The sequence below is a fragment of the Azospirillum sp. HJ39 genome, assembly GCF_041507355.1.
Classification (GTDB): Bacteria; Pseudomonadota; Alphaproteobacteria; order Azospirillales; family Azospirillaceae; genus Azospirillum; species Azospirillum thiophilum.
This window is the reverse complement of record NZ_CP167912.1, coordinates 472,351-498,834: the sequence shown is the minus strand read 5'-3', so window position 1 is coordinate 498,834 and position 26,484 is coordinate 472,351. Positions and strand designations below refer to the sequence as shown.

Annotated in this window: 22 protein-coding genes; 14 read left to right on the top strand and 8 right to left on the bottom strand. The window is 70.3% G+C overall.

Annotated features, from left to right (window positions below):
* Window positions 1-18: 18 nt before the first annotated feature.
* From ABMY26_RS29835 to ABMY26_RS29825, 3 genes are all read right to left on the bottom strand, one after another.
* Window positions 19-435: a hypothetical protein gene (locus ABMY26_RS29835; protein WP_372399128.1), complete on the bottom strand. Its 417-nt coding sequence runs from the start codon at window positions 433-435 to the stop codon at window positions 19-21.
* Between the two features lie 76 nt (window positions 436-511).
* On the bottom strand, window positions 512-1,450 hold the full coding sequence (locus tag ABMY26_RS29830; RefSeq protein WP_372399127.1) for a response regulator: 939 nt from the start codon (window positions 1,448-1,450) through the stop codon (window positions 512-514).
* Window positions 1,447-4,980 carry an ATP-binding protein gene (locus ABMY26_RS29825; RefSeq protein WP_372399126.1) on the bottom strand — a complete coding sequence of 1,178 codons (3,534 nt, stop codon included), beginning with the start codon at window positions 4,978-4,980 and terminating at the stop codon, window positions 1,447-1,449. The genes ABMY26_RS29830 and ABMY26_RS29825 overlap by 4 nt, the downstream gene beginning before the upstream one ends.
* A gap of 264 nt (window positions 4,981-5,244) precedes the next feature.
* On the opposite strand from ABMY26_RS29825, the gene ABMY26_RS29820 reads away from it, so the two are divergent.
* Both ABMY26_RS29820 and ABMY26_RS29815 read left to right on the top strand, forming a co-directional pair.
* Window positions 5,245-5,616, top strand: coding sequence for a DUF1636 domain-containing protein (locus ABMY26_RS29820; protein WP_372399125.1), 372 nt, complete (start codon window positions 5,245-5,247; stop codon window positions 5,614-5,616).
* Between the two features lie 142 nt (window positions 5,617-5,758).
* Window positions 5,759-6,025, top strand: a complete 267-nt coding sequence (locus ABMY26_RS29815) for a hypothetical protein (RefSeq protein ID WP_372399124.1) — start codon at window positions 5,759-5,761, stop codon at window positions 6,023-6,025.
* Between the two features lie 163 nt (window positions 6,026-6,188).
* Here the strand turns inward: ABMY26_RS29815 and ABMY26_RS29810 are convergent, their stop codons facing one another.
* The 3 genes from ABMY26_RS29810 to ABMY26_RS29800 form a co-directional block, all read right to left on the bottom strand.
* Complete coding sequence (locus tag ABMY26_RS29810) at window positions 6,189-7,493, bottom strand: hemolysin family protein (protein ID WP_372399123.1); 1,305 nt, start codon at window positions 7,491-7,493, stop codon at window positions 6,189-6,191.
* A gap of 25 nt (window positions 7,494-7,518) precedes the next feature.
* Window positions 7,519-8,100, bottom strand: coding sequence for an exopolysaccharide biosynthesis protein (locus tag ABMY26_RS29805; protein ID WP_372399122.1), 582 nt, complete (start codon window positions 8,098-8,100; stop codon window positions 7,519-7,521).
* Window positions 8,101-8,491: 391 nt separating this feature from the next.
* On the bottom strand, window positions 8,492-8,926 hold the full coding sequence (locus ABMY26_RS29800; protein WP_372399121.1) for a response regulator: 435 nt from the start codon (window positions 8,924-8,926) through the stop codon (window positions 8,492-8,494).
* Between the two features lie 215 nt (window positions 8,927-9,141).
* Here ABMY26_RS29800 and ABMY26_RS29795 point away from each other — a divergent pair, with 215 nt between their 5' ends.
* Both ABMY26_RS29795 and ABMY26_RS29790 read left to right on the top strand, forming a co-directional pair.
* Window positions 9,142-11,304, top strand: a complete 2,163-nt coding sequence (locus tag ABMY26_RS29795) for an ATP-binding protein (RefSeq protein ID WP_372399120.1) — start codon at window positions 9,142-9,144, stop codon at window positions 11,302-11,304.
* A 154-nt stretch (window positions 11,305-11,458) separates the two neighbouring features.
* A complete protein-coding gene (locus ABMY26_RS29790) occupies window positions 11,459-12,058 on the top strand; it encodes a hydrolase (RefSeq protein ID WP_372399119.1) in 600 nt (199 codons plus the stop codon).
* Between the two features lie 30 nt (window positions 12,059-12,088).
* Here the strand turns inward: ABMY26_RS29790 and ABMY26_RS29785 are convergent, their stop codons facing one another.
* The gene (locus ABMY26_RS29785; RefSeq protein WP_372399118.1) at window positions 12,089-12,601 is read right to left on the bottom strand and encodes a helix-turn-helix domain-containing protein; all 513 of its coding nucleotides are present in this window, start codon (window positions 12,599-12,601) and stop codon (window positions 12,089-12,091) included.
* Between the two features lie 592 nt (window positions 12,602-13,193).
* On the opposite strand from ABMY26_RS29785, the gene fliF reads away from it, so the two are divergent.
* Genes fliF through ABMY26_RS29735 form a run of 10 tightly spaced genes read left to right on the top strand, consistent with a single transcriptional unit; the run spans window position 13,194 to window position 25,125 of the window.
* Window positions 13,194-14,855 (top strand): flagellar basal-body MS-ring/collar protein FliF, encoded by a 1,662-nt coding sequence (fliF, locus tag ABMY26_RS29780; protein WP_372399117.1) that lies wholly within the window; start codon window positions 13,194-13,196, stop codon window positions 14,853-14,855.
* Window positions 14,856-14,914: 59 nt separating this feature from the next.
* The gene (locus ABMY26_RS29775) at window positions 14,915-15,679 is read left to right on the top strand and encodes a flagellar assembly protein FliH (RefSeq protein WP_372399116.1); all 765 of its coding nucleotides are present in this window, start codon (window positions 14,915-14,917) and stop codon (window positions 15,677-15,679) included.
* Window positions 15,680-15,711: 32 nt separating this feature from the next.
* Window positions 15,712-16,026 (top strand): flagellar motor switch protein FliN, encoded by a 315-nt coding sequence (gene fliN / locus ABMY26_RS29770; protein ID WP_045584088.1) that lies wholly within the window; start codon window positions 15,712-15,714, stop codon window positions 16,024-16,026.
* The gene (locus ABMY26_RS29765; protein WP_372399115.1) at window positions 16,026-16,964 is read left to right on the top strand and encodes a motility protein A; all 939 of its coding nucleotides are present in this window, start codon (window positions 16,026-16,028) and stop codon (window positions 16,962-16,964) included. Before fliN ends, ABMY26_RS29765 begins: the two co-directional genes overlap by 1 nt.
* A 4-nt stretch (window positions 16,965-16,968) precedes the next feature.
* The gene (locus ABMY26_RS29760) at window positions 16,969-18,534 is read left to right on the top strand and encodes a sigma-54-dependent transcriptional regulator (protein WP_372399114.1); all 1,566 of its coding nucleotides are present in this window, start codon (window positions 16,969-16,971) and stop codon (window positions 18,532-18,534) included.
* Window positions 18,535-18,576: 42 nt separating this feature from the next.
* Window positions 18,577-20,748, top strand: a complete 2,172-nt coding sequence (gene flhA / locus ABMY26_RS29755; protein ID WP_372399113.1) for a flagellar biosynthesis protein FlhA — start codon at window positions 18,577-18,579, stop codon at window positions 20,746-20,748.
* Between the two features lie 46 nt (window positions 20,749-20,794).
* Complete coding sequence (locus ABMY26_RS29750; protein WP_372399112.1) at window positions 20,795-22,117, top strand: GTPase; 1,323 nt, start codon at window positions 20,795-20,797, stop codon at window positions 22,115-22,117.
* Window positions 22,114-22,911 (top strand): MinD/ParA family protein, encoded by a 798-nt coding sequence (locus tag ABMY26_RS29745; protein WP_372399111.1) that lies wholly within the window; start codon window positions 22,114-22,116, stop codon window positions 22,909-22,911. The genes ABMY26_RS29750 and ABMY26_RS29745 overlap by 4 nt, the downstream gene beginning before the upstream one ends.
* 10 nt (window positions 22,912-22,921) lie before the next feature.
* Complete coding sequence (locus ABMY26_RS29740) at window positions 22,922-24,775, top strand: hypothetical protein (RefSeq protein WP_372399110.1); 1,854 nt, start codon at window positions 22,922-22,924, stop codon at window positions 24,773-24,775.
* On the top strand, window positions 24,772-25,125 hold the full coding sequence (locus ABMY26_RS29735) for a hypothetical protein (protein WP_372399109.1): 354 nt from the start codon (window positions 24,772-24,774) through the stop codon (window positions 25,123-25,125). Before ABMY26_RS29740 ends, ABMY26_RS29735 begins: the two co-directional genes overlap by 4 nt.
* Before the next feature lie 96 nt (window positions 25,126-25,221).
* On the opposite strand, the gene ABMY26_RS29730 is transcribed toward ABMY26_RS29735, so the two are convergent.
* Window positions 25,222-26,418: an MFS transporter gene (locus ABMY26_RS29730; RefSeq protein WP_372399108.1), complete on the bottom strand. Its 1,197-nt coding sequence runs from the start codon at window positions 26,416-26,418 to the stop codon at window positions 25,222-25,224.
* Between the last annotated feature and the right edge of the window lie 66 nt (window positions 26,419-26,484).

The window sequence follows — 26,484 nt, the reverse complement described above, 5'->3', positions numbered from 1 at the left end:
GGAGGGAGGCCGGCGGCGTCAGAACGGGTTGATGGTGCTGCCCAGCGTCGGCTTCTTGGCGCTGTCGAAGGCGAAGCCGGCACCGGCCAGCCACAGGAACTGATAGGTGGTCGCGGTCTGGTGCTTGGCGAGGCCGACCACCTTCGCGAGGCCCGTCGGGTACTGGATCCAGAAGACGGTCGCCGTCTTCTCGGTGCCGGGCTTGCCGGCCGAATGGTGGAACACCTCGCAGGTCTTGCCGCCGGCCTGGACCGTCAGCGCGGTGACGCCCGACCCGCCGCCCACCGAGGTTCCGTCATGGCCCTCGACGTCGTTCAGGCATTGGGCGGCATTGGCTTCGGTGCAATTGAGCACATCGACGATCCAGGAAACCATTTCCTTGCGCTTGGCCTGATATTCCTTCGAAATCACTTCGCCATGAAACAGCTTCATCATCCCCTCCGACTATAAATCGAAGGAATACTTCACAGGCAATCGGGCCGATACAAGCGCCAAGTTGCCGGCAACCGCGTCATGCCCGTACTGCGAGCGTGCGGATCGCCAGCGCCGCGGCCGAGGCGCGGTTCTCCACGCCCAGCTTGGTGAAGACCTGTTCGAGATGCTTGTTCACCGTGCGCGGGCTGATGCCCAGGATCTCGCCGATGTCGCGGTTCGGCTTGCCGTTGGCGATCCACAGCAGCACCTCCGCCTCGCGCGCGGTCAGGCCCAGCACGTCGCGCAGGATCGCCTCCTGCCGGCCGGCGGTCGGCTCGCTCAGGCGGAACAGATATTCGTCGGGACCGGCCGGGCTGAGATAGGAGAAGTCCAGCCGCCTTGCCGCGTCCCCATTCGCCCCGCCGTCCGGCACCTCCAGCGCGAAGCTCTCGGGCGCTCCGGGGGTCGCGCGGCGCAGGCGGGTCAGCCCCTCCGCCAGGGTGGCGGCGACAGCCGGGCGCGACCCGTCCGGGCCGGGCATCAGGCAGCCGAGCAGCCGTTCGGCCTGCGGCGTACACCACAGCAGCCGCCCCTCCCCGTCGGCGGCCAGCAGGAAGCGGCCGGTGGCGTCCAGCGCGGCGCGGGCGCCGTAGGCGACGCGGGCATTGGTCAGGTGGACCCGGATGCGGGCGATCAGCTGGTCGACCACGATCGGCTTGGTGACGTAATCGACGCCGCCGGCCTCCAGCCCCTTGACCACATGCTCGGTGTCGCTGAGGCCGGTCATGAAGATGACGGGAATGTGCGACAGGTGGGGGATCTGCTTCAGCCGCCGACAGGTTTCGAAGCCGTCGAGCCCCGGCATGATTGCGTCCATCAGGATCAGGTCCGGCGTGATCTGCCCGAGCAGCTCCAGCGCGCTTTCGCCGTCCACGGCGACCAGCACGGTCAGGTCGGCCTGTTCGATGGCCTCCGTCAGGAATCCCAGCGTGTCGGGGGTGTCGTCCACCACCAGGATCATGTCGCGGCGCTTCATCCCGTCACGGCCCCAACCCCATCGCGAGTCCCATCCGCATCGTCATCGCCATCCCCATCGCCGTTTCCGCCGTCCGCCGGTTCGAGCGCCGCCGCGGCCGTCTCCACCGCATGCCTGTAGCCCTTCAGGTCGAAGGCCCGCAACAGGGCGCGCAGCCGTTCGACGAAGGCCGAGGCACCGGCATCCTCCGCCTCGATCTCGCCCAGCTTGGCCTCGATCCCCCGAATGTAGCCGATCCGGCCGAGCCGGCGCAGGTCGTCGAGATGACGCAGAACCGATTCAGGCGGTTTTTCCGCAGGCTGGATGGCGGACGGCATGGCGGCGGGGACCGGGGCGGGCTCGGGGGCGGGCTCGGGGGTGGGGGCTGGGGTCGGGGCTGGGGGTGGGGGAGTGGCGGGGAGAGCGGCCGGCTCCGCCGCATGGATCCATTCCAGACCGGTCAGCGCCTGGACCCGGTCGAGCAGGGCGTGGATCTCGATCGGCTTGGCGACGAAGGCGTCGTGCGGCGCCCGGCCGTCGCCCGGTCCCTGCGCCTCGTAGGCGTTGGCCGAAACCATCAGGATGCGGATGCGGTCGCCGAACTGCCGCCGCAAGCCCTCGGCCACGTCCCAGCCGCTTTCCCCCGGCATCGAGATGTCGAGCATGGCGAGGTCGGGCTTGCATTGCGCCGCCAACTCCAGGCAGCCCGCGGCGTCCGAGGCGGTGAACAGCACGAAGCCCAGCGGCCGCAGGATGTCGGTCATCAGCGCCAGATGGTCGCGGTCGTCGTCGGCCAGCAGGATGGTGATCGGCGGCCCGGCATAGCCGGAGACCGCCCGGCGCTCCGCCAGCTCGCCCGGCCGCTGCGCCGCCTCCGACAGCAGCAGCCGCACGGTGAAGACGCTGCCCTGCCCCGGCGTGCTGCGCACCGCGATGTCGCCGCCCATGATCCGGGTCAGGACGCGGGTGATGGTCAGCCCCAGCCCGGTCCCCGCCACCGCCCGCACCGCCGCGCCGCGCCCGCGCTCGAACGGTTCGAAGACGCGGTCGAGATCCTCCGCCCGGATGCCGATGCCGGTATCGACGATCTCGAACTCGGCGACCTGGCTGCGGTAGCGGACATTCAGGGCGACATGCCCGGTCTCGGTGTATTTCACCGCGTTGGACAGCAGGTTGATCAGGATCTGGCGCAGGATCTTGCTGTCGGTGTGGACCCAGGCCGGTAGGTGCGGCACCCGGCCATAGCGGAATTCCAGCCCCTTGGCCGTGGCCTGGATGCGGAACATGTCGGCCAGCTGGTCGAGGAAGTCGATCAGCTGCACCTTGTCGCGGCTGAGCCGGCGCAGCCCCGATTCGATCTTGGAGATGTCGAGCAGCCCGTCGATCAGGTTCGACAGATGCTCGGCGCTGCGGCGGATGACGCGGACGGCGTCCTGCGGGCGCTGGGTGCTGTTGCTCTCCAGCAGCTGGGCATAGCCGGAGATCGCGTTCAGCGGCGCCCGGATCTCGTGGCTGACGCCGATGATGTAGCGGCTCTTGGCGGCGTTGGCGGCCTCCGCCACCTCCTTGGCCTTCTGCAGCGCGGCGTCGGTGCGCTCGTGCGCGGCGATCTCGTCCATCAGCATGGCGGTCTGGCGCCCGCTCTCCTCCTCCGCCTTGCGGCGGCTCTCATGGGCCAGCACCAGCAGCCAGGCGGCGACGCCGGACAGGATGAACAGGCAGACGAAGACCGCGACCAGCGCGGTGTGGATCGCCGCCCGCTCCGCCGCGTCGGCATTGGCGTACTGGAAGTCGATGACGACCAGCACCCCGCCCAGCACCAGCGAGAACAGCGTCATCACCCCGATGAAATGGCCGGTGCGGGTGTGCACCCCGGCGGCGATCCGTTTGGGGAGCACCCGTTGCAGGCTGTGGGCGATCTGGTCGGCGAAGCGGCTGTCGGTCTTGCACAGGTCGTGGCAGCGCGCCTCCAGCGTGCAGCAGAGCGAGCAGATCGGCGCGTCGTAGGCCGGGCAGAAGGCCATGTCCTGCCGCTCGAACCGGTTCTCGCAGATCGAGCAGCGCAGCTCCGCCTCGCCGGCCGGCAGCTCGGGCGAGCGGCGGGCGATGTAGTAGCGGCCCCCCGTCTTCCAGGCGATCAGCGGCGCCGCGGCGAAGGCGACCACCAGCCCGATGAAGGGCGCCAGCGCCTGTGCCACCGGCCCCAGCAGCCCGAAGAAGGCGGTGGTGGAGCACAGCACCGACAGCGCCATCGCCCCCGTCCCCACCGGGTTGATGTCGTAGAGATGGGCGCGCTTGAACTCGACCCCCGGCGGGCTGAAGCCCAGCGGCTTGTTGACGGCGAGGTCGGCGGCGACCGCCCCCAGCCACCCCACCGCGACGTTGGCGTAGAGGCCGAGGATGCTCTCGATCACGCTGAGGATGCCGATCTCCATCAGCAGCAGCGCCAGCAGCACGTTGAACACCAGCCAGACGACGCGGCCGGGGTGGCTGCGGGTCAGGCGGGAGAAGAAGTTGGACCAGGCGATCGAGCCGGCATAGGCGTTGGTGACGTTGATCTTCATCTGGCAGACCACGACGAAGATGCCGGTCAGCGCCAGCGCCGCGGCGGGCGAGCCGAACACGTCGAGGAAGGCCACGTGGTACATGATGTTGGGCTGCACCGCGTCGGCCGCCGGCAGCCCGTGGCGGATGGCGAGGAAGGCCAGCAGCGAGCCCGCCGCCAGCTTCAGGCTGCCGATCAGCACCCAGCCCGGCCCGCCGGCCAGCATCGCCGCCCACCAGCGCAGCCGGCCGATGCGGGCCTGCGAGGGCAGGAAGCGCAGATAGTCGACCTGCTCGCCGATCTGCGGCAGCAGCGACAGCAGCACCGACGCCGCCATGCCGAAGGGCAGCAGCGCCAGCCCGCCGTCCGGCGCATAGACGCCCGGCAGCGACATCCATTCCGCCAGCGTCTCGCGGTCGAGCAGGAAGAAATAGGCCAGCGGCACGCATTGCAGCAGGATCCACACCGGCTGCGTCAGCCACTGCATGCGGCTGATGACGCGGATGCCGTAGATGGCGATGGGGATCACCGCCAGCGAGCTGATGACATGGGCGACCGACGCCGGGATGCCGAGCACCATGGTCAGCCCGGCCGACATGATGCTGGCCTCGATCGAGAACAGCAGGAAGGTGAAGGAGGCGTAGACCAGCGAGGTGATGGTGGAGCCGAGATAGCCGAAGCCGGCGCCGCGGGCCAGCAGGTCGATGTCCACCCCGGCCTTGGCCGCATGGTAGGTGATCGGCAGCCCGACCAGGATGCTGAGCACGGCCACCGCCAGGATCGCCGCCATGGCGTTCTCGAAGCCGTAGGTCAGCGTCACCGCCGCCCCGATCGCCTCGCAGGCCAGGAAGGAGATGGCGCCGAGCGCGGTGTTGGCGACGCGCCACGCGCTCCAGCGCCGCGCCCGCTCCGCGGTGTAGCGGAGCGCGTAATCCTCCATCGTCTGGTCGGCGGCGAGCTGGTTGTATTGCCGGCGTTCCCGGACGATGCGTTGCCGCGCGGTCATGCCGGCCAGCCAGTCCCGATAGTGCCGCTCCCGTCCATCCCCGCTCCCTGTCTGCCGCCCGGTCTGCCGCCCAGTCGGCCACCATGCCCCGGCCGCCCGCATCGTCGGGAGTTTGCCCGCCGTTGGCAAGCCGGAAGCGGCCGGCCGGCAAAGCCGCAAGCGGCCGGTTGACAGCCCGCCGCCCCGCCTCTAGCTCTGCATGGCCCGGCTTGCCGGACATCTGCCGCGCCTCCCGGCCCGCCTCATCGTTGCGAAAGCGAAATCATGACCGTCGAGCTTGTCGTCTGTGAGACCTGCCGCCGCCCCGACGACCCGCCCGAGGCGGTGCGGCCGGGGGCCGAGCTGCTGGCGCTGATGGAACGGGCGCTGGCCGGCGCTCCCGATCTCGCGGCGCAGGTCCGGCTGCGGCCGCTGCGCTGCCTGATGAGCTGCCGCCGGCCCTGCGCCGTCGCCGTGCGCTCGGCCAGCCGGATGAGCTATGTGCTGGGCGACATGGCCGCCGACGAGGAGGCGGTGGAAACGCTGACCGACTATCTGCGCGCCTATGCCGCCACCCCGGACGGGCTCGTTCCGTTCAAGCAATGGCCGCAGGGGGTCAAGGGCCGTTTCGTCGCCCGCCTGCCGCCGCTGGAGTGACAGGGGGAAGGACAGGCGGAGGCTGGCGGTACCTAGGTCTTTCCCTCGCTTGCCAAGGATGCATTTGACAGACCAAGGTGGCGTTCCGATTATTGTTGGCAAGACCAACGAATCTCGCCCTGCGGGCGGGGAGGAGCGCCCGATGAAGGTCGACCCCGAGGTTCTGAACTGCGCAACCGGTCTGTTGCAGATGGTCCGCGAGGCGGAGCGCGCCAACGGCTGGGAGGCCGGCATGCTGATGCGCACCACCCTGCACCTGCTGGTGGTGGCCGGCGCCGACGGCCATGGCTGGAACGCGGACGACCTGACCGGAGAGGTGCGCGATCTGGTCGAGGCGGTGCGGAGGACGAACACCGGCGAGCCCGCTGCGTTCGGAGCGGCCGGCGCGGCGCGGGCAGCGCTCCATTGAGGGGAGCCGTTCGTATCCGTTCCCAGGCGCTCCCTCTACCGATGGCCCCTCAACCGATGCCCCCTCCCTAACCCTCCCCCTCTTCGAGGGAGAGGGGACTGCCGCCGCTTCGCAGAAGGCACCCTCTCCCGCTCGCGGCGGACCGAAGGTCGTCCGGGACCGGCTAACCCTCGGAAACCTCGGGGTTCAGCTGGATCAGCACCTTGTCGATGCGGCGGCCGTCCATGTCGACCACCTCGAAGCGGATGCCGTTCCAGTGGAAATGCTCGGCCGGCGACGGGATGTGGCCGAAATGGTCGAGCAGGAAGCCGGCGATGGTGTGGAAATCGCCCTCGCCCTTCAGGTTCTTGACGCCGACCAGCGCCTCGACCTCCTCCACCGGGGTCATGCCGTCGACCAGCCAGCTGCCGTCCTCGCGCTGGACGGCGCCGGCCTCGTTCTCGTGGCTGCTGTCGGGCATCTCGCCGGCGATGGCCTCCAGGATGTCGGTCATGGTGACCAACCCCTCGACGCTGCCATATTCGTCGACCACGATCGCCATGTGGACGCTGGCCTGCTTGAACAGCTCCAGCAGGCGGAAGACCGGCGTGCCGTCATGGACGACCAGCGGCTGGACCATGGCGGTCCGCAGGTCGAAGGCGATGCCCTTCAGCGACTGGTCGAGCAGCGCCTTGGCCGCGACGACGCCCTGGAGCTCGTCGACGTCGCCGCGGCAGACCGGGAAGCGGGAATAGCCGCTCTCGCGGATCTCGCGGCCGACCGTCTCCGGGCTGTCGTCGATGTCCAGCCAGATCAGGTCCGGGCGCGGGGTCATGATCGAGCGCACCGTCCGGTCGGACAGATGCATCACGCCCTCGATCATCTGGCGCTCGGCCGGCTCGAAGACGCCGCTCTGGGTGCCTTCGGCGATCAGGGTCTTGACCTCCTCCTCGGTCACCGTCTGCTCGCGCGAGGTCGGCAGCCGCAACAGCCGGAGCACCGCGTCGCTCGACACGCCGAGAACCCAGACCACCGGGGCCGACAGGCGCGACACCGTGCGCATCGGCGCGGCGACCAGCACCGCGATCCGCTCCGACGAGATCAGCGCCACGCGCTTGGGCACCAGCTCGCCGATGATCAGCGAGAAATAGGTGATGGCGGCGACCACCAGCGCGAAGGCGACGGTGTGGCCGTAGGGGGCGATCCACTCGACCTGCTCGTTCAGCACGCCGCCCAGCCGCTCCGCCAGGGTGGAGCCGCCATAGGCGCCGGCGATGATGCCGGTCAGGCTGATGCCGACCTGCACGGTCGACAGGAAGCGGCTCGGATCCTCCGTCAGCTCCAGCGCGATGCGGGCGCCGATCCCCCCCCTCTCCTCGGCCATCTGTTGCAGCCGGGCCCGGCGGGCCGACACCAGCGCCATCTCCGACATCGCGAAGAAGGCGTTGAGCAGGATCAGCAGGACGATGACCAAAAGTTCCCAGATCATGGCGGTATGCCCAAAGGGCGCTCCCTCAACCGATCAATTGTTGCGCCACCGCGACCGCAGCCTGCCCGATGCCGAGCAGGATGGCGGCGATGATGGCGATGGACAGAAGGCCGGCGACGAGGCCGGCCGACACGAAGACGCCGTCGGATTCCATCAGCCCCAGCGCGATCAGGGCGATCGCCAGGGCCGGCGGCTGGTTTCCGAACATGATGGGAAGGGCCAGGATCCCGGCCAGCAGCATCACCGCCAGCCCGAGCAGCCGCTCGGCGGCGGGGCCGCTCAGCGCCGGCAGGCGGGGGCGCAGGCGCCGCTCCAGCCGTTCGGCCCAGGGCCTGGCCCGGCGGATGACGCCGAGGAAGGCCTTGCGGTCGAGGGTGACCGCCAGCATGCGGCGCGGCAGCCAGGGCGCATGCCGCCCCAGCGCCATCTGCGCGCCGATCAGGATCATCGGCACGCCGGTCGCAGTCGACAGGCCGGGAACCGGCAGGATGTTGGGAATGGACAGGATCAGCAGCAGCGCGGCGAAGGCACGCTCGCCCAGCGTGTCCATCACCTCGCCCAGGGAGACGCGGTCCGCCGGGACGCCGCCGGCTGCGGTTCCGGCCATGGCGGCGTCGCCGCTTGCCAGGAACCCGTCCAGCAGGTCCGAAACACGGGCGTCCGAAATGCCGGAAGCAGCGGCCGATGCACCATCCGGCGATGCGCCGTCCGGGCCGCGAGCACGGAGAGGGGACGCACCGGGGGGACGGGCGTCGTACGACCTGGGGGACGACCCGGGAGGTCGGTCTTTGCTCACGGCTCTCCCCGATGCCGGAAACGGGATCGGAGCGGGCCGGGCGAAGGATGGCAGGAAACCATGGACCTTTCGCGTCGCGGCGGCATCGATCTCCCTTCTACAGCAAGGGCGGGCGAAGCGCCAGTGCGGGTTGGGGCAGGCCGGCGGGACCACCCGTCCGCCCCCTATGCCCCCCCATTCGCCGAACTCCCGTCGCCGGCGCCTATTGCTGTTTCTGCATGGCGAAGGCCAGGCGCTTCATCAGGTCGGCCTTCGACACCGGCTTCACCAGATATCCGGAGATGCCGTAGGCGATGGCACGCTTGACCACATCGGCCTCGCGGTGGCCGGTGAGCACCAGCACCGGAAGGTCGGCGAGCGGATTGCCGGTGGCGGTGCGCAGCGCGTGCAGCAGGTCGAGCCCGCCCATGCGCGGCATTTCCAGGTCGCAGATCGCCAGATCGACGTCCTCGCCGCTCTTGCGCAGGATGTCGAGCGCCTGCACGCCGTCCGCCGCCTCGAACACGACGCGGACCCTGATGTCGTGCAGCAGGCGGGAGATCAGCTTCCGGGTGAAGTCGTCATCCTCGACCAACAGCACACCCAGGTCGTGAATCGTCCGGATCCGGCGGGTGCCTCCGCCTGCCTCCACCACCATGAGTCTCTCCGTTCCGTCCGGCTTCCCCCAGCCCATCCCGGGGACACCGGAGAATACAGTTTCTTCAATGCATCATTGAGCAGTCGTTAACGGTTTTCCGTATCCGCCCCTTCGGGGTGTCGCCGATTGTGCCGGGGAGGAATGGCATTCGGCTGGACAACGCCTTATCCTGCGACTCACGCCCAACCGTCCCCCGACCAGGATCGCCAGCAACCGTGTCCCCGCCAGCCGATCCCAGCCAGCCCCCCTTCGGCACCCTGCCGGAGACGGCGATGCTCGCCGCCGTGGTCGAGGCAAGCGACGCCGGGATCGCGGTGATGGACGCGACCCGGCCGGGCCACCCCATCGTCTATTGCAACGCCGCCTTCCTGGGGATGGTGGGCTATGCGGCCGACGAGGTGATCGGCCGCAACGGCGCCTTCCTCCAGGGGCCGGAAACCGACCCCGGCACCGCGGCCGCGATCCGGGCGGCGCTGGAAGAGGCCCGGCCGCTGACGGTGGAGGTGCTGAACCACCGCAAGGACGGCAGCACCTTCTGGAATGCCCTGTCGCTGCGGCCGGTTCCGGGACCGGACGGGCAGGTCCGCTGGATCGCCGGCACCTGTGCCGACGTCACCCGCAGCCGCAAGTCGGAGCAGGAACTGCGCACCGCCGAGGACAAGCTGACCCGGCTGGCGGCGGAGACCTTCGCGCTCGCCGAGGATCTCGACCGCGCGCGGGAGGAGGCGGACGCCGCCCGCATCGCCGCGGAGAATGCCAGCAGCGCCAAGTCCCGCTTCCTGGCGATGATGAGCCACGAGCTGCGCACGCCGATGACCGCGGTGATCGGCATGGGCGACCTGCTGATGGGCACCGGGCTGAACGAGCAGCAGAGGTCCTTCGTGAAGACCCTGCGCTCGTCGGCCGGCACGCTGATGACCATCCTGAACGACGTGCTCGACTTCTCGAAGATCGAGGCGGGGCAGCTGACGCTGGAGGAGATCGACTTCTCGCTGCCCCGGCTGGTCGAGGATGTCGTGCAGCTGTTCCTGGTGCGCGCCGCGGCCAAGGGGCTGACCCTGTCCGCCTCGATCGCCGACGACACGCCGCGCCACATCCGCGGCGATCCGACACGGCTGCGGCAGGTGCTGTTCAACCTGGTGTCGAACGCCATCAAGTTCACCGACCGCGGCGCCATCGAGATCGCCGTCTGGTCGCCCGATCCGCCCGCCGCCTGGAGTCCGGAGGCTCCCGGCCCGCAGCCCATCACCCTGCGATTCGAGGTGGAGGACAGCGGCATCGGCATGACGGCGGAGCAGCGGTCCCGCCTGTTCGACGCCTTCGTCCAGGCCGACGTCTCGACCAACCGGAAATATGGCGGCACCGGGCTGGGGCTGGCGATCTGCAAACGGCTGGTCGAGGCGATGGACGGCGAGATCGCGGTGTCCAGCGCGCCCGGCCGCGGCTCGGTCTTCCGGTTCTCGATCCGGACGCGCATGGCCGAGGCGCCGCCGATCGGGGAGCTGGGCAACCGTCCCGCCTTGTCGCCGGTCCAGGACGGGGATGGGCGGAGCCCCGTCGCCCTGCGGCTGCTGCTGGCCGAGGACAACGACATCAACCGCATGCTGATCGTCGCGATGATGACCCGCCTGGGGCACCGGATCGACGCGGTGAGCGACGGGCGCGCGGCCTTGGACGCGATCCAGAGGGACGCGATCCAGAGGAAGGCGATCCAGGGGGAGGCGATCCAGGGGAACGGCTACGACGCGCTGATCCTCGACATGGAAATGCCGGTGCTGGACGGCCGTTCCACCGCCCGGGCGATCCGGCGGCTGGATGGGCCGGTCGCGCGCATCCCCATCGTCGGCCTGTCCGCCGACGCGCTGCCCGAACACCGCGACGGCCACATGGCCGCCGGGCTGGACGCCTATCTGACCAAGCCCATCGACTGGGACCAGCTGAACGCCGTTCTCGTCGAGCTGTCGACCCGTCCGAGCGAGGGGCGGACGGTGCCGGTCCCCAGCCGCCCGGAGGCGGAGGGCAACCGCTTCTCCGCCCTGCCGCTGATCGACCGGGTGAAGCAGACGGAGCTTCGGCTGGCGCTGGGCGGCGAGGCGCTGGACGGCATGCTGGAGCTGCTTCCCGAAACCGCGCTGCGCGAGCTGAACGCCATCCGCTCCGCGCTGCAGGCCGGACGCCCGCGCGAACTGAAGCAGGCCGCCCATACGCTGGCGGGACTGGCGGCCAATTTCGGCACGCCGCGCATGGCCGCCATCGCCCGCGCCATCAACGACACCCCGTCCGACACCGACAGGGTGGCCGCCCTGCTGCCCCTGCTGGAAACCACCGTCACGGTGACCAGCCGCCTGGTGCAGGACCTCGCCGGCGGGGACGGCTGACGGAAGGCCCGGCAATCAGGTGGGAAGCAGGCGGGCGCGAAGCCGGCCGGTGCAAGGCCGGCGGGCACCCCCGTCGTCCCGACGCCCCCCTGGCACGGCTTGGGCCACGGCTTGGGCCCCGGCTTTGGATTTGGACTTGGATAAGGTGACCGAAATGCAGCAGCTGGACCTGCTCAAGCGACCGAGCGGCCGGACCGCGATGCTGATGGCGTCGGGATTCACGTTCGATCTCGAACATCCCTGTGCCGACGGCATGCCGATCGCCGACGTGGCGCGGTCGCTGGCCTATCAGCCGCGATGGGCAGGCGCCACCCGCGAATTCTATTCGGTCGCCGAGCACAGCGTCATGGTTTCGCGTCTGGTCCCGCCGGCCTTCGCGCTGGACGGCCTGTGCCACGACCTCGACGAGGCGATCAGCGGGGACATCGCCTCATGCGTCAAGCTGCTGATCGGGCGGGAGCATCTGAAGAAGAAACTCGACCCGATCAAGCGGGCGCTCGCCCGGCGCTTCGGCTTCCGCCTCGACGGCGCCGAGGTCAAGCGCGCCGACCTCGTCTGCATGGCGACGGAGTTGCGCGACCTGCTGCCGCCGGCCTGGATGGATTTCGGCCACCTGCCGCCTCCCCATCCCGACAGGATCGTGCCGGTCGGTCCCGAGCGGGCATTCACCCTTTTCCTCGAACGCTACGAGGAGCTGAGGCATCTGGCCGTACCGGCCGCAGACGGCCAGCGCAAGCGCAGGGCGCCGGGCTGATCCGTCTGAATCAGTGGTCAGAAGCGGCCCTCAGGCATGGCCGCCCTGCTCGGCCCGGCGGCCGCGGCCGCGCCGGACCTCCGCCGCCCCGACTCCTTCCCCGGCCCCTGCCCCAGCGCCGGCATCCGCCGGTTCGGCGCAGCGTTCGGCCAGTTCGCGGATGGCGGCACGCACCTGCGGATCGCGGATGCTCTGGAAATAGCGCGCCAGCATCAGCGCCTCGCGCGATTGCAGGGTGTTGTCCTGCTCCTCCCTGCCCGCGGCCGGCACCTCGCCCTCCGGCACCGTCTGGCGGTTCTCCAGCCCTTCGAAGAAGACGGAGACCGGGACGCGGAAGAACTGGCCGAGCTTGAACAGCCGGCTGGAGGACACGCGGTTGAAGCCGCGCTCGTATTTCTGAAGCTGCTGGAAGGTCAGCCCCAGCGCCGAGGCGACGTCGCTCTGGCTGAGGCCGGCCAGCATGCGCAGTTCGCGCAGGCGCTGGCCGACGAACACGTCGACCTCGTTCAGGCCTTCCTTCTTCTCGCGGCCACGCCGTTTCATGGCTCTTTCCCTTCGATACTGTACTGGACCCCGATGCCCGGTCCGCCCGCCACCGCCCGGGATGCCCGGAACCCCATCGCTCCGGAAAACGCCGCCAGCGGCGCCGGTGCAGGGAAGGACGTCACCGGGACGGACGAATCGGCCGGATGCGGGTGTGGAATGCAACTCAGCTATGACCGCCATAGGTCGATGTCAACCGCCGCTCGACCGAATACCTCCTTTGGACAAGTCTTGCCTGCCCCGACTCATCCGGTGCTTCATACCGGCGTACCCGTTTCGCGCATCGCGCGCCGTCGCCCCGCCCGCGGTCGCGTTCCGCGCACCGTTGCGCTCAAGCCGGGGAAATGCTGCGTCATTGTGACCCAGGGTTGCGCGCAGACCCTGCACGGGGCTGCAATATTTGCGGGGCACTAGGCATATTTTGCCGGGCACTGGGCAAATTCTGCCGCCGATTAACCCTCTGTTCATCAAGACCACGCAGCATGCCCCAGAGTAGGCAAAGCCCGGCGCGGAACTTGCACAAACCGTCTCGCATTCGCGAAACAGGCCGTGTGGAGAGCATGCCGGACAGACTTCCGATCGGGGACCGCGCGTGAACAACCTGCTGCAGACCTTGCGCAATCTCGGACCCGCGCGCCTCGCCGCGATCGGCGGGGTCGGGCTGCTGCTGATCGGATTCTTCGTCTACCTGACCACCCGGCTGTCGACGCCGGAGATGGAGCTGCTCTACGCCGAACTCCAGCAGACGGAGGCGGCGGCCATCGCCAAGAAGCTGGAGGAGGCGAAGGTCCCCTACAGCGTCGACAAGACGGGCACCAAGATCATGGTGCCGGCCGACCAGGTCGGGCCGATGCGCATGCGCATGGCGGCGCAGGGGCTGCCGTCGGGCGGCTCGGTCGGCTACGAGCTGTTCGACAAGGGCGAGGGCTTCGGCGCCACCAGCTTCATGCAGAACATCAACCACCTGCGCGCGCTGGAAGGCGAGATGGCGCGCACGGTGCAGACGCTGAACGGCGTCCAGCAGGCCCGCGTCCATCTGGTGCTGCCCAAGCGCGAGCTGTTCGCCCGCCAGCAGAACCCGGCGACCGCCAGCGTCTTCCTGAAGCTGCGCCCCGGAGCCCAGCTGAGCCGCGAGAACATCCAGGCGATCCAGCAGCTGATCGCCGCCTCGGTGCCCAACCTCGACCCCAACCGCATCTCCATCGTCGACGACAAGGGCAAGCTGCTGGCGCGCGGCACCGGCAGCGACACGGCGGAAGCCATGATGGCTAGCGCCGAGGAGAAGAAGCAGGCCTACGAGGGCCGGCTGGCCCGCACCATCGAGGATCTGCTGGGCCGGACGCTCGGCTACGGCAAGGTGCGGGCGGAGGTGTCGGCCGACCTCGACTTCGACCGCATCACCACCCAGTCGGAAATCTTCGATCCGGAAAGCCAGGTCGTCCGCTCGACCCAGACGGTCGCCGAGTCGAACGAGAGCGCCGACCGCGACCCGCTGGCCCCGGTGACGGTGGACCAGAACCTGCCGACCTCCCAGGCCAGCAGCAGCGCCAGCCCGCTGTCCTCGAACAAGTCGAACCGCAACGAAGAGACGATCAACTACGAGATCACCAAGACCACCAAGTCGCATGTGCGCGAGAGCGGGCAGGTCCGCCGCCTGTCGGTCGCCGTGCTGGTCGACGGCACCTACCAGCTGTCCAAGGACGCCCCCCCGGCCTACCAGCCGCGCAGCGAGCAGGAGGTCGAGAGCATCAAGGCGCTGGTGCGCTCCGCCGTCGGGCTGGACGCCGTGCGCGGCGACTCGCTGGAGGTGATCAACATGCGCTTCTGGTCGCCGGAAGACGACATCCAGAAGCCGGAAGAGCTGTTCATGGGCATGACCAAGGACGACCTGTTCCGCATCGCGGAGATGGTCGTCCTGGGCATCGTCGCCGTCCTGATCATCCTGCTGGTCATCCGCCCGCTGATCTCCCGCGCCTTCGAGAAGGCCGAGATGCAGGAGGAGGACGAGATGGACCGGCTGCTGACCGACCAAGCCGGCATGCCGGCGGCGCTGGCCGCCCCCACCGGCGCGCTGGCCCAGGATCTGGCGCTGGAAGCGGCGCAGGCCGACGAGGAGCTGGAGCAGATGATCGACATCAACCGGGTCGAAGGCCGCGTCCGCGCATCCTCCCTGCGCAAGGTCGGCGAGATCGTCGACAAGCATCCGGAAGAGGCGGTCTCGATCCTGCGCAACTGGCTGTATCAGGAGAGCTGAGCGATGCCGGCCTCCGCCCCCGCCTTCACCTTTGGCCCCCATGAGGGAGCGCACCGGCCATGAGCGTGCGCAAATTCCTTTTCGACGAGTCCTTCGACGTGGACGCCGTGCCCCGCATGACCCATGTCGAGGAGGACGACCTGCTGCCGGAGGACGAGCCGCCGCAGCCGGAGGAGCCGCCGCCCCCGCCGGCGCCGACCTTCGGCGAGGAGGAGCTGGCCGCCGCCCGTGCCCGCGGCTATGACGAGGGCCTCGCCGCCGGCAAGTCGGAGGGGACGGCCGCCGGCTACGGCAAGGGCTTCACCGACGGCATGGGCGCCGGCCAGAACACCGGCTACGAACGCGGCAAGGCGGAGATCGAGGCGACGGTGAACAACCGCATCGCCGGCGCGCTGTCGCAGATCGCCGACGGGGTCGCCCGCCTGCTGGCCGAACGCGAGGCGGGCAGCGCGGCGCGCTCCGAGCAGCCGGTCCATCTGGCGCTGGCCATCGTCCGCAAGCTGATGCCCGAATGGGCGCGGCGCGGCGGCATGGTCGAGGTGGAGGGGATGGTCCGCGCCTGCCTGACCGACCTGATCGACGAGCCGCGGCTGGTCATCCGGGTGGCCGACGACACGATGGATCTGGTGCGCGAGCATCTGGACCGCACGGTCGGGTCGCGCGGCTTCGGCGCCAGGCTGATGGTGATCGGCGATCCGGCGATCGCGCCCGGCGGCTGCCGCATCGAATGGGCCGAGGGCGGCATGGAGCGCGACACCGCCCAGCTGCTGGCCGAGATCGAGCGCCGCGCCGCGCACATGCTGGAGGCTCCGGCCCCCGTCTGAGGGGACCGGAATGAAGGAGGTTCGAGACCGTCATGCCGAGCGACAATTTCTCGCTGAACGACCTGAACAGCAGCGGCGACGACTACGCCAGCCCCGGGATCGCCAAGGATCTGGAGGCGGTGTACGACATCCCGGTCCAGATCTCGGCCGTGCTGGGCAAATCGACCATGCAGGTGGCGCAGCTGCTGAAGCTGGGCCGCGGCGCCGTGGTCGAACTCGACCGCAAGGTCGGCGAGGCCATCGACATCTACGTGAACAACCGTCTGGTCGCCCGCGGCGAGGTGGTGGTGGTGGAGGACCGGCTGGGCGTGACCATGACGGAAATCATCAAGTCGGACCGGGGCTGATGGCGATCTCCTCCGACCCGGTCCCTCCCCGCGCCAAGGCGGCCGCCTCCGGCGGCGCTGCCGGCATCGCTGCCGGCAACGCCCGTCCGGCAACGGCGGGCGAGCCCGCGGCCTCGCCGGGGCGCGGCGTGCGGCTGCGCGGCGGGCTGGACGTGGCGACGCTGGTCGGGCTGGCCGCGGCGGCGGGGGTGATCCTGCTGGCGATCACCACCGGCGGCTCGGCCCGCGCCTTCCTCGACCCGCCGTCGCTGCTGATCGTGCTGGGCGGCACGCTGGCGGTCACCACCGCGTCCTTCTCGCTGGGCGACGTGGCGGTCGCCTGGAGGAGTGCGGCGGCGGTGCTGGTCCACCAGACGCTCGACCCCAAGGGCGTGGCGCGGCAGGTGCTGCTGCTGGCCGAGGCGGCGCGGCGGGCCGGGCCGGAGACCCTGCGCAACGTCCTGCCGGAACTGCGCGCCGAGCCCTTCCTGCACCGCAGCGTCACCCTGATCACCGAAGGGCTGCCGCCCGACGCCATCGAGCGGATGCTGGTCGGCGAGGTCGAGGCCACCGCCGGCGGCCACGGCAAGAGCGCCGGCGTGCTGCGCCGCGCGTCGGAGGTGGCGCCGGCCATGGGGCTGATCGGCACGCTGGTCGGGCTGGTGCAGATGCTGGGCAGCCTGAGCGACCCGTCGGCCATCGGCCCGGCGATGGCGCTCGCGCTGCTGACGACCTTCTACGGGGCCGTGCTCGGCAACGTCGTCCTCGCCCCGCTCGCCGCCAAGGTGGAGCGGGCGGCGGAGGAGGACGCGCTGGTCAAGACCCTCTACACCATCGGCGCCGTTTCCATCGCGCGCCAGGAGAATCCGCGGCGTCTGGAGATGCTCCTGAACGCCGTCCTGCCGCCTGGAAAGCGGATCCAGTATTTCGACCGGGAAGCCCCGAGAGTGGGAGCGTAAGGCTATGCGTCTGCTGATCGTTGGAACGTTGGAAGGCTACATCACCGCCGCCGGCAAGATCGCCATGAAGCGCGGGGCCAAGGTGTCGCACACCGACAGCATCGAAGGGGCGCTGAACGCGTTGCGTGCCGCCGCCGGCGCCGATCTGGTGATGATCGACGTCAAGCTGGACATCGCGACCTTCATCGACAGCCTGAAGGCGGAGCGGATCACCATCCCGGTGGTGGCCTGCGGCATCGGCACCGACGCCGCCGCCGCGGTGCGCGCCATCCGCGCCGGGGCCAAGGAGTATCTGCCGCTGCCCCCCAACGCCGAGCTGATCGCCGCGGTGCTGGAGGCGGTGGCCGAGGAGAGCCATTCCATCGTCTGCAGCGACCCGGCGATGCTGGCGACGCTGCGGCTGGCCGAGCAGGTGGCGCCGAGCGACGCCTCGGTGATGATCACCGGCGAGAGCGGGACCGGCAAGGAGCTGATGGCCCGCTTCATCCACCGCAAGAGCCGGCGGTCGGGCGAGTCCTTCGTCGCGGTGAACTGCGCCGCCATCCCGGAGAATTTGCTGGAATCGGAGCTGTTCGGCCACGAGAAGGGCGCCTTCACCGGCGCCGTCGCCCGCCGGCTCGGCAAGTTCGAGGAGGCCAACAACGGCACCCTGCTGCTGGACGAGCTGTCGGAGATGCACCCGAGGCTCCAGGCCAAGCTGCTGCGCGCCATCCAGGAGAAGGAGATCGACCGCATCGGCTCCAGCCAGCCGGTCAAGGTCAATGTCCGCCTGATCGCCACCTCCAACCGCAACCTGGAGGCGGAGGTCAGCGCCGGCAATTTCCGCGAGGATCTGTATTTCCGCCTGAACGTGTTCAGCGTGGCGATCCCGGCCTTGCGCGAGCGCCCGGCCGACATCCCGATGATCGCCGAGCATTTCCTGAAGAAATACGCGGAGGCCAACGGGCTGGGCGACAAGCGCCTGAGCGAGGACGCCATGCAGATGCTGCAGGCCCACCATTGGCGCGGCAACGTGCGCGAGCTGGAAAACACCATGCACCGCGCCGTCCTGCTGTCGCGCGGCGAGGAGGTCGGGCCGGAGGCAATCATGCTGACCAGCAAGATGCTGGCGCCGGAAGGGGGCGTCCAGGCCTCGATCCCCGCCAACTCGCCGGTCGCCAACCCGTTCGCCGGCACCGGCGGCACCGTCCCGGCGGCTCAGCCCCACCCTTCGGGCCAGCAGCCCGCCGCTCCGATGTCCATGCAGCCGCCGGGCCCGCTGCCGACCAGCTACGGCCCGCCCAAGGGCGGCAAGGCCGGGCCCTACGGCATGGCGGCCAACAGTGGCGCCGCGGCGGCGGCCAATGCCGGCACGTCCGGCGCCGGGCTGGCGGCGCTGATCGGCCGCACGGTGGCCGACGTCGAGCGCGACCTGATCCTGGAGACGCTGACCCATTGCCTGGGCAACCGCACCCACGCCGCCAACATCCTGGGCATCTCGATCCGCACGCTGCGCAACAAGCTGAAGCAGTATGGCGACGAGGGCCGCAGCGTGACCGCCCCGGGCAACGAAGAACGGGCGACCGCCTGACGGCTTCGTCCGGGACCGGGCCCCTGAGCGGCGGGAGCAGACATGGCGCTGACCGAACATAATGCAGGCGGAGGCGGGGGCGGCGGCCCCGGCAACATGGCCGCCTTCGGCGAGATGTGGGCGGTCGTCAAGGCGTCGCTGAAGCGCGGCGACGTGGCGATGGCCATCGGCATCCTGATCGTCGTGGTCGGGCTGATCATGCCGCTGCCCAGCGTCATGCTCGACATGATGCTGGGGCTGAACATCACCGTCTCCATCCTGATCCTGATGGTGGTGCTGTTCATCGAGAAGCCGCTGCAGCTGTCCTCCTACCCGACGATCCTGCTGATCACCACGCTGCTGCGCCTGTCGCTGAACATGGCCTCGACCCGCCTGATCCTGACCCAGGGGCACGAGGGCACGGCGGCGGCCGGCCATGTCATCGAGGCCTTCGCCAATCTGGTGATGGGCGGCGACTTCGTCATCGGCGTGATCATCTACGCCATCCTGACCATCGTGAATTTCAAGGTCATCACCGCCGGCTCGGGCCGCATCGCCGAAGTGGCGGCGCGCTTCACCCTCGACGCCATGCCCGGCAAGCAGATGGCGATCGACGCCGACCTGTCGGCCGGCATGATCGAGGAGAGCACCGCGCGGGCCCGGCGCAAGGAGCTGGAGGACGAAAGCGCCTTCTTCGGCTCGATGGACGGTGCGTCGAAGTTCGTGAAGGGCGACGCGGTCGCCGGCCTGATGATCATGTTCATCAACATCATCGGCGGCGTCACCATCGCGGTGCTGCGCCACGACATGCCGGTGATGCAGGCGCTCGACACCTTCACCAAGCTGACCATCGGCGACGGCCTGGTGTCGCAGATCCCGGCGCTGGTGATCTCGATCTCCGCCGGCTTCCTGGTGTCGAAGGCCGGCATGGGCGGCTCGACCGACAAGGCGGTCGTCGGCCAGCTGACCGGCCACAGCCAGGCGCTGGCCCTGTCGGCCGGCGCCATCGGCGTGCTGGCCCTGCTGCCGGGCATGCCGATCCTGACGCTGGCCCCGGTCATCGGCATCGTGGGCTTCGCCGCCTGGTACATGCCGCGCCTGCGCGCGAAGAAAGATGCCGAGGAGGCCGCCGCCGCCGAGGAGGCCGCCGCGACCGGCGGTGCCGGCGGCATGCCCGGCGGCGGCCCGGCCCCGGACGAGCCGATCTCCACCGCGCTCTCCATCGACCTGATCCGGCTGGAGCTGGGCTACGGCCTGTTGTCGCTGATCAACCAGCCGCAGGCCGGCAGCCACCGGCTGACCGACCAGATCAAGGGGCTGCGCCGCCAGATCGCCGGCGAGGTCGGCTTCGTCATGCCGGCGGTGCGCATCCAGGACAACCTGCAGCTGCCGCCCAACACCTACATCATCCGGGTGAAGGAGATCGAGGCAGGGCGCGGCGACATCCGGCCCAACATGCTGCTGGTGATGGACCCGCGCGGCGACGCCATGAGCCTGCCCGGCGAGCAGACGGTGGAGCCGACCTTCGGCCTGCCCGCCATCTGGATCGAGCCCGGCTATCGCGAGGAGGCGCTGTTCAAGGGCTACACCGTGGTCGACCCGTCGACCGTGGTGACCACCCACCTGACCGAGCTGATCAAGGACAACATGCCCGAGCTGCTGTCCTTCACCGAGACGCAGAAGCTGCTGGACGAAACCGACAAGGAACACCAGAAGCTGATCGCCGACGTGGTGCCCGGGCAGATCACTGTGGGCGGTTTGCAACGGGTGTTGCAGAATCTCCTTGCCGAACGCGTCTCGATCCGGGATCTTCCCACGATCTTGGAAGGGGTATCCGAAGCGACCAGCCAGACCCGCAGCATCACCCAGATCACCGAACATGTGCGCTCGCGCCTTGCCCGGCAGATTTGCGACGCGAACACCAACGAGATGGGTTTCATCCCGCTCGTCACCCTGTCGCCCGAATGGGAACAGGGGTTCGCCGAATCGCTGGTGGGCGACGGGGACGACCGGCAGCTGACGATGGCACCCTCCCGCCTGCAGCAGTTCATCACCTCCGTCCGCCAAACCTTCGAGCGTCATGCCATGATGGGCGAGAGCCCCGTTCTGTTGACCAGCCCGCTGATCCGGCCCTTCGTCCGCTCCATCGTCGAGCGGTTCCGGCCTGCGACCGTGGTCATGTCGCAGAACGAGATCCACCCGAAGGCGCGCATCAAGACCCTGGGGCAGATCTGATGACGCGCGCCGTCCCCCCTCCTCCGGCTGACGGAAGGCTCCGCCGATGCGGCTGAAGTCCTTCCACGCCCGGACCATGTCCGACGCCATGCGGATGGTGCGCCAGTCGCTGGGCGACGACGCCATCATCGTCGCCACGCGCGAGGAGGAAGGCGGCGGCGTGCGCGTCACGGCGGCGGTGGAAGAGGATGATCTGCCGGCGGCCCCCGCCTCCGGCGACCGGGGCGGCGGTCGCGGCGGCCGGGCCAAGGCGCCGCCGCAGCCGGTCGAGCCGGAGATCGACGTCGGCGAGGTGGTGGCCGACGCGCTGCAGCGCCATGGCGTCCCCGCCGCGCTGGCCGAACAGCTGATCGACGCGGCATCCGGCCTCGACACCGAGGATCCGCGGCTGGCGCTGGGCTCGGCGCTCGATTCCATCTTCGGCTTCAAGCCGCTGCCCGACGGCCGCAGCCAGGTGAGGCCGCTGGTGCTGGTCGGCCCGCCGGGCTCCGGCAAGACGCTGATCGCCGCCAAGCTGGCGGCCCGCGCCGTGTTCCGGAAATGCTCGGTTGGCGTCATCACCACCGACACCGTGCGGGCCGGCGGCATCGACCAGCTCGCCGCCTTCACCCGGCTGATGAAGCTGAAGCTGGCGACGGTGGAGGATCCGGACGCGCTGGCCGGTGCCTACGAGGTCCATCGCCGGACCGACCTGGTGCTGGTCGACACCGCCGGCCGCAACCCCTACGACAACCGGGACATGCAGGATCTCCGCGGCCTGCTGAGCGTCGGCGAGGTGGAGCCGGTGCTGGTGCTGCCCGCCGGGCTCGACGCGCTGGAGGCCGCCGACATGGCGCTGGCCTTCAAGGCGGTCGGCGTGCGGCGGATGCTGGTCACCCGGCTGGACATGGCCCGCCGGCTGGGCAGCCTGCTGGCGGTCGCCGCCCGCGCCCGGCTGTCCTTCAGCGACGCCAGCGTCTCGTCCAAGGTGGCCGAGGGGCTGACGGCGCTGAACCCGCTTGCGCTCGCCCGCATGATGATCCCGCCCGAGGAGAAGGCGCCCGCCGTGAAGCAGCCCGCCACGCGCAGCGCGCCCAGGCGCGCGGCCTGGGACGAGGAGCATGGCGGGGCTCATGACGAGAATCATCAGCAGGATCATGACGGCGGGCATGACGGCGGGCATGACGATCGTCATGACGACGATTACGGTCATGGCCGCCGTCAGGGCCGCCATCATGGTCACGATCAGGAGATGGAGCCCGAGGAACTGGCGCCACCATCTCCGCCACCACCGCCACCACGCCGGGCCGCCGCGGCGGCCAAACCCGCAAAACCCGCAACCAAGGCCAAAAAAGCCGCCAGTTCCCCCTCGTCGAGGACCCTGCCATGACCGATCCGGTGTTCCCGGCCGCCCTCAAGAACGTTCGCCCGCTACGCGGCGCCAACGTCATCGCCGTGGCCAGCGGAAAGGGCGGCGTCGGCAAGACGTGGTTCTCGATCACGCTCAGCCACGCCCTGACCAAGGCGGGGCTCAACACCCTGCTGTTCGACGGAGACCTCGGCCTCGCCAACGTCGACATCCAACTCGGATTCTCGCCCAGGAACGATTTGGGTGCCGTCATCAACGGCGAGGTGACGCTGGCCAAGGCGGCGCAGCGCTTCCCCGACACCGGATTCGACATCATCGCCGGCCGGTCGGGATCGGGCACGCTGGCCCAGCTGCCGAGCCAGCGGCTGTCCGGCTTGCGCAACGACCTGCTGGAGCTGGCCCGGAGCTATGACCGGGTGGTGATGGACATGGGGGCCGGCGTCGACCGCACGGTGCGCACTTTGTCGGGACCGGCCGGGACGACGCTGGTGGTGACGACGGACGAGCCGACCTCGCTGACCGACGCCTACGCCTTCATCAAGCTGACCCACGCGACCAACCCGTCCGCCGACCTGCGGATCGTGGTCAACATGGCGCAGAGCGTGAAGGACGGCGAGCGGACCTACGGCACCATCCTGAAGGCCTGCCAGAATTTCCTGAAATACAAGCCGGCGCTGGCCGGCATCATCCGCCGCGACCTGAAGGTGCGCGACGCCATCCGCAACCAGACCCCGCTGCTGACCCGCTCGCCCTCCAGCGACGCGGCCCGCGACGTCGAGGCGATCGTGCAGCGGCTGCTGGCCAACGCCAAGTAACGGGGCACCGATGGGCGGGTCGATCCCACCGTCGGTCAGCCCCGCCGCCGCCACCGCCGCGGCGGCCCCGGCCGCGCCTGCCCCGGTGACGGCCGAGGCGACGGTCGTGCAACTGCCCGACCGGCTGCCGGAGGTCACCCGCCCGGTGGTGCTGACCGGCACCGTCGCCGGCCAGACGCCCGAGGGGCTGACCCGCATCCGGACATCGGCCGGGGAACTACTGCTCGACAGCGCGGCGGAGCTGCCGGCCGACAAGCCGGTGACGGTGCAGCTCACCCCAGCCAGCGCGACCTCCACCTCCCCTTCCCCCGCCGCCGGTCAGGCCAAGCCGCTGGCGCTGATCCTGCTCCAGGCGCTGGCGACCCCGGCCGGCGGCACGGCGGCACCCGCCACCGGCAGTGGAACGGCAGCCGGAGCGGCACCCGGGGCAACGCCTCCTGCCGTCCTGCTGCCGGCCGTCCCCCCCTCGCCCACGCCGTCCAGCCTGCCGCCGCTGCTGCCGGGGACGGTGGTGCCGGCGCTGGTGCTGGCCAGCGGATCGGGCGCCAAGCCGCTGACGCCGACACCCGCCGGAACGCCCGCCGCCGGCAGCCCGGCCCAGCCGCCGACCGCGCCCTCTCCTGCCGGCACGGCTCCCGCCGGGGGCGCCAAGCCCGAGGCGCCGGCCGGGACGGCGGCTGGGGCGATGCCGGGACCGGGCAGCGCGACCTTCGGCACGCCGGTCGAGCTGGGCGGCGATGCGGCCCACCCCGGCGCCGAGACGCCGACCCGGCCCTCCGGCGAGCCGGCGGAACCGCCCGACCTGCCGCGCGGCGCCACGGTGGCGCTGAAGATCCTGACCGTGACCCCGCCGCCGCAACAGCCCCGTCCGCCCGGCGATCCGCAGGAAGCCGGCCGCGGCGGCCAGGGCGCGAACCAGGGCGCCAACCAGGGCGGCGGCCAGCCGCCGGCCGCGGACGGGTCCGCCGCCCAGCCCGATGCGTCGCCCGATGCGCCCCCCGACGCGCGGGTGCTGCGCGGCACGGTGGCCGGCAGCACGCCGCAGGGCCAGCCCATCCTCGCGACCAAACAGGGCATGCTGGCGCTGAACGTGGCGGCCAGCCTGCCGCAGGGCGCCACCGTCACCGCGGCGCTGACCGACCGGGCGCAAGCCGCGACACTTGCGGCGACCCAGGCGGCGGCAACCGGTCCGCCGGGACCGCTGGGCGAGCGCGACTGGCCGGCGATGCGGCAGCTGATGGCGACGCTGGCGGCGGCCGACCCGGCGCTTGCCCGGTCGATGCAGGCGACCATGCCGCAGCCCAACCGCAAGCTGACGGCGGCGCTGGGATTCTTCCTGGCGGCGATGCGCGGCGGCGACGCCCAGGGCTGGCTGGGCGACGAGGCGTCCTCGGCGCTGGACAAGGCGGGGCGGCGCGACCTGCTGGAGCGGCTGGAGAAGGATTTCGGCGAGCTGCGCCGCGAGGCGGCCGAGCCGCTGCCGGGCGACTGGCGCTCCTACACCATCCCGCTGATGGACGCCAACGGGCCGAAGCCGATCAAGCTGCACGTCCACCCGCTGAAGGAGGACGAGGAGAGCGGCGGCGGTGAGCGGTCGAAGCCGGGCAGCCGCTTCGTCATCGACCTGGATCTCAGCCGGTTCGGCCCGATGCAGCTGGACGGGCTGGTCCGCCCCAACCATTTCGACCTGATCCTGCGCAGCCACGCCGCCCTGCCGCCGGAGCTGCGGGTTGAGCTGATCCAGGTCTTCGCCGACAGCGTGCGCGCCGTCGGCTACACCGGCGGCCTGTCCTTCCAGTCCGGCGCCCGCAGCTGGGTGAAGCTGACCCGCGCCGGCAAGGCTGGGCTCGGGGTGTCGGCATGAGGCGCGAGCTGCTGGGCACCCTGCCGTCGCCCGACGCCCGCCATGACTATCTGGTGGAGCTGCGCGGCGAGCCGATGCCGGGCACCCGGCTGACCCTGCGGCTGGTGCCCGACCGGCTGGTGCTGGAGCCTGCGTCCTTCGCCGCCTATCTGGCGTCCTTCGCCGGCTTCGACGGCGGGCCGGAGGCGCTGGCGCTGGCCCTGCTGGACGACCTCAACAACGAGCTGGTGCCGCGCTGGGTCGAGCTGTCGGTGGAGCGGGACAGCCCGCTGCCGCACCGCGTGGTGATCGAGGACCGTCAACCGACCTGGGACAACCCGCAACTGCTGGGCCGGCTGCGGCGGGTTTGAGGGGGAATGGTCGGGTTGTGAGTGCCCTCGGTGCGGGTCGGCCATCGAGGCCGGTCCTGGCGCTCCGCGTTGCGGCGGGTGCGCTGACGCAGGGGATCAGGCGGCGACGGCGACCGCCCGCGTCCGCACGCCTCCCAGCACGACCAGCGCCGCCAGCAGCAGCACGACGCCGCTGACGCCGAAGACCCCGCTGGCGCCGGTGAACCCGAAGATGGCGCCCCCCGCTGCCGCGCCGGTGGCGATGGCAAGCTGCACCGCCGCGACGAAGAGGCCGCCGGCGCTTTCCGCCTCGTCCGGTACGGTGCGGGTGATCCAGGTCGACCAGGCCACGGGCACGGCGCCGAAGGCGACGCCCCACAGCGCGATCAGCGCCGACGCAACGACCGGCGAACCGCCGAGCGCAGCCAGCCCGAGCCCGAGGAGCCCCATGGTCAGCGGCATGACGGCCAGGGTCAGCCGCATGCTGCGCTCCAGCAGCGCGCCGCCGAGATAGGTGCCGGCGAAGTTCGCCACGCCGAAACCCAACAGGATGCCCGACACGCCGCTGATGCCGACGCCGGTCACCGTCTCCAGGAAAGGCCGGACATAGGTGAAGAGCGCGAAATGCCCGGTGAAGACGAGGATGATCGACAGCATGCCGAACCCGACGCCCGGCCGCGCCAGCACCTCGCCCAGCGTCCGAAGGCTGGTATGGCCGTTCGGCGCCATGCGGGGCAGCGTCAGGAACTGCGCCACCAGCGCCACGAACCCCAACCCGCCGGCCATCAGGAACACCGCGCGCCAGCCGAGCAGGTCGCCCAGATAGCTTCCGACCGGCGCCGCGAAGACCGTGGCCGCCGACACGCCGCTGAAGATCATCGACAACGCCCGCGGGATCATCGCCTCCGGCACCAACCGCATGGCGATCGCGGCCGACATGGCCCAGAAGCCACCGAGCGCCACCCCCAACAGCACCCGTCCGACCAGCAGGGACAGCAGGTCGGGGGCAAAGGCAACCATCAGGTTGGAGACCAGGAGCAACACAGAAAAGGCGAGCAGCACATGGCGCCGGTCGATCCGGCGGGTCGCGGCGGAAATGAGCAGGCTGGCGACCAGCGCCACCATGGCGGTCGCGGTGACGGCCTGGCCTGCCATCGCCTCGGTCATGTGCAGGTCGGCCGCCATCGGCGTCAGCAGGCTGGCCGGCAGAAACTCCGCCGTCACCAGCCCGAACACGCCGAGCGTCAGGGAGAAGACGGCGCCCCAGGCGGGCTCCATCGGCGCGGCACCGGCCGGCCTCGCAGATCCCATCATGTCAGTCCTCATTGGAAGGTTATGCTGCGATGCAGAATAGGATGGAGCTGCCGGACGATCCATGTC

Bases quoted from the DNA above. Each gene is read 5' to 3' on its own strand.
- ABMY26_RS29735 (WP_372399109.1), top strand. From the start codon at position 24,772: ATGAGGCGCGAGCTGCTGGGCACCCTGCCGTCGCCCGACGCCCGCCAT.
- ABMY26_RS29740 (WP_372399110.1), top strand. From the start codon at position 22,922: ATGGGCGGGTCGATCCCACCGTCGGTCAGCCCCGCCGCCGCCACCGCC.
- ABMY26_RS29730 (WP_372399108.1), bottom strand. From the start codon at position 26,418: ATGATGGGATCTGCGAGGCCGGCCGGTGCCGCGCCGATGGAGCCCGCC.
- ABMY26_RS29805 (WP_372399122.1), bottom strand. From the start codon at position 8,100: ATGGCCGGAACCGCAGCCGGCGGCGTCCCGGCGGACCGCGTCTCCCTG.
- ABMY26_RS29810 (WP_372399123.1), bottom strand. From the start codon at position 7,493: ATGATCTGGGAACTTTTGGTCATCGTCCTGCTGATCCTGCTCAACGCC.
- ABMY26_RS29785 (WP_372399118.1), bottom strand. From the start codon at position 12,601: ATGAAACGGCGTGGCCGCGAGAAGAAGGAAGGCCTGAACGAGGTCGAC.
- ABMY26_RS29775 (WP_372399116.1), top strand. From the start codon at position 14,915: ATGAGCGTGCGCAAATTCCTTTTCGACGAGTCCTTCGACGTGGACGCC.
- ABMY26_RS29815 (WP_372399124.1), top strand. From the start codon at position 5,759: ATGAAGGTCGACCCCGAGGTTCTGAACTGCGCAACCGGTCTGTTGCAG.
- ABMY26_RS29830 (WP_372399127.1), bottom strand. From the start codon at position 1,450: ATGAAGCGCCGCGACATGATCCTGGTGGTGGACGACACCCCCGACACG.
- ABMY26_RS29750 (WP_372399112.1), top strand. From the start codon at position 20,795: ATGCGGCTGAAGTCCTTCCACGCCCGGACCATGTCCGACGCCATGCGG.
- ABMY26_RS29745 (WP_372399111.1), top strand. From the start codon at position 22,114: ATGACCGATCCGGTGTTCCCGGCCGCCCTCAAGAACGTTCGCCCGCTA.
- ABMY26_RS29835 (WP_372399128.1), bottom strand. From the start codon at position 435: ATGATGAAGCTGTTTCATGGCGAAGTGATTTCGAAGGAATATCAGGCC.
- ABMY26_RS29800 (WP_372399121.1), bottom strand. From the start codon at position 8,926: ATGGTGGTGGAGGCAGGCGGAGGCACCCGCCGGATCCGGACGATTCAC.
- ABMY26_RS29765 (WP_372399115.1), top strand. From the start codon at position 16,026: ATGGCGATCTCCTCCGACCCGGTCCCTCCCCGCGCCAAGGCGGCCGCC.
- ABMY26_RS29820 (WP_372399125.1), top strand. From the start codon at position 5,245: ATGACCGTCGAGCTTGTCGTCTGTGAGACCTGCCGCCGCCCCGACGAC.
- ABMY26_RS29825 (WP_372399126.1), bottom strand. From the start codon at position 4,980: ATGACCGCGCGGCAACGCATCGTCCGGGAACGCCGGCAATACAACCAG.
- ABMY26_RS29790 (WP_372399119.1), top strand. From the start codon at position 11,459: ATGCAGCAGCTGGACCTGCTCAAGCGACCGAGCGGCCGGACCGCGATG.
- fliN (WP_045584088.1), top strand. From the start codon at position 15,712: ATGCCGAGCGACAATTTCTCGCTGAACGACCTGAACAGCAGCGGCGAC.
- flhA (WP_372399113.1), top strand. From the start codon at position 18,577: ATGGCGCTGACCGAACATAATGCAGGCGGAGGCGGGGGCGGCGGCCCC.
- ABMY26_RS29760 (WP_372399114.1), top strand. From the start codon at position 16,969: ATGCGTCTGCTGATCGTTGGAACGTTGGAAGGCTACATCACCGCCGCC.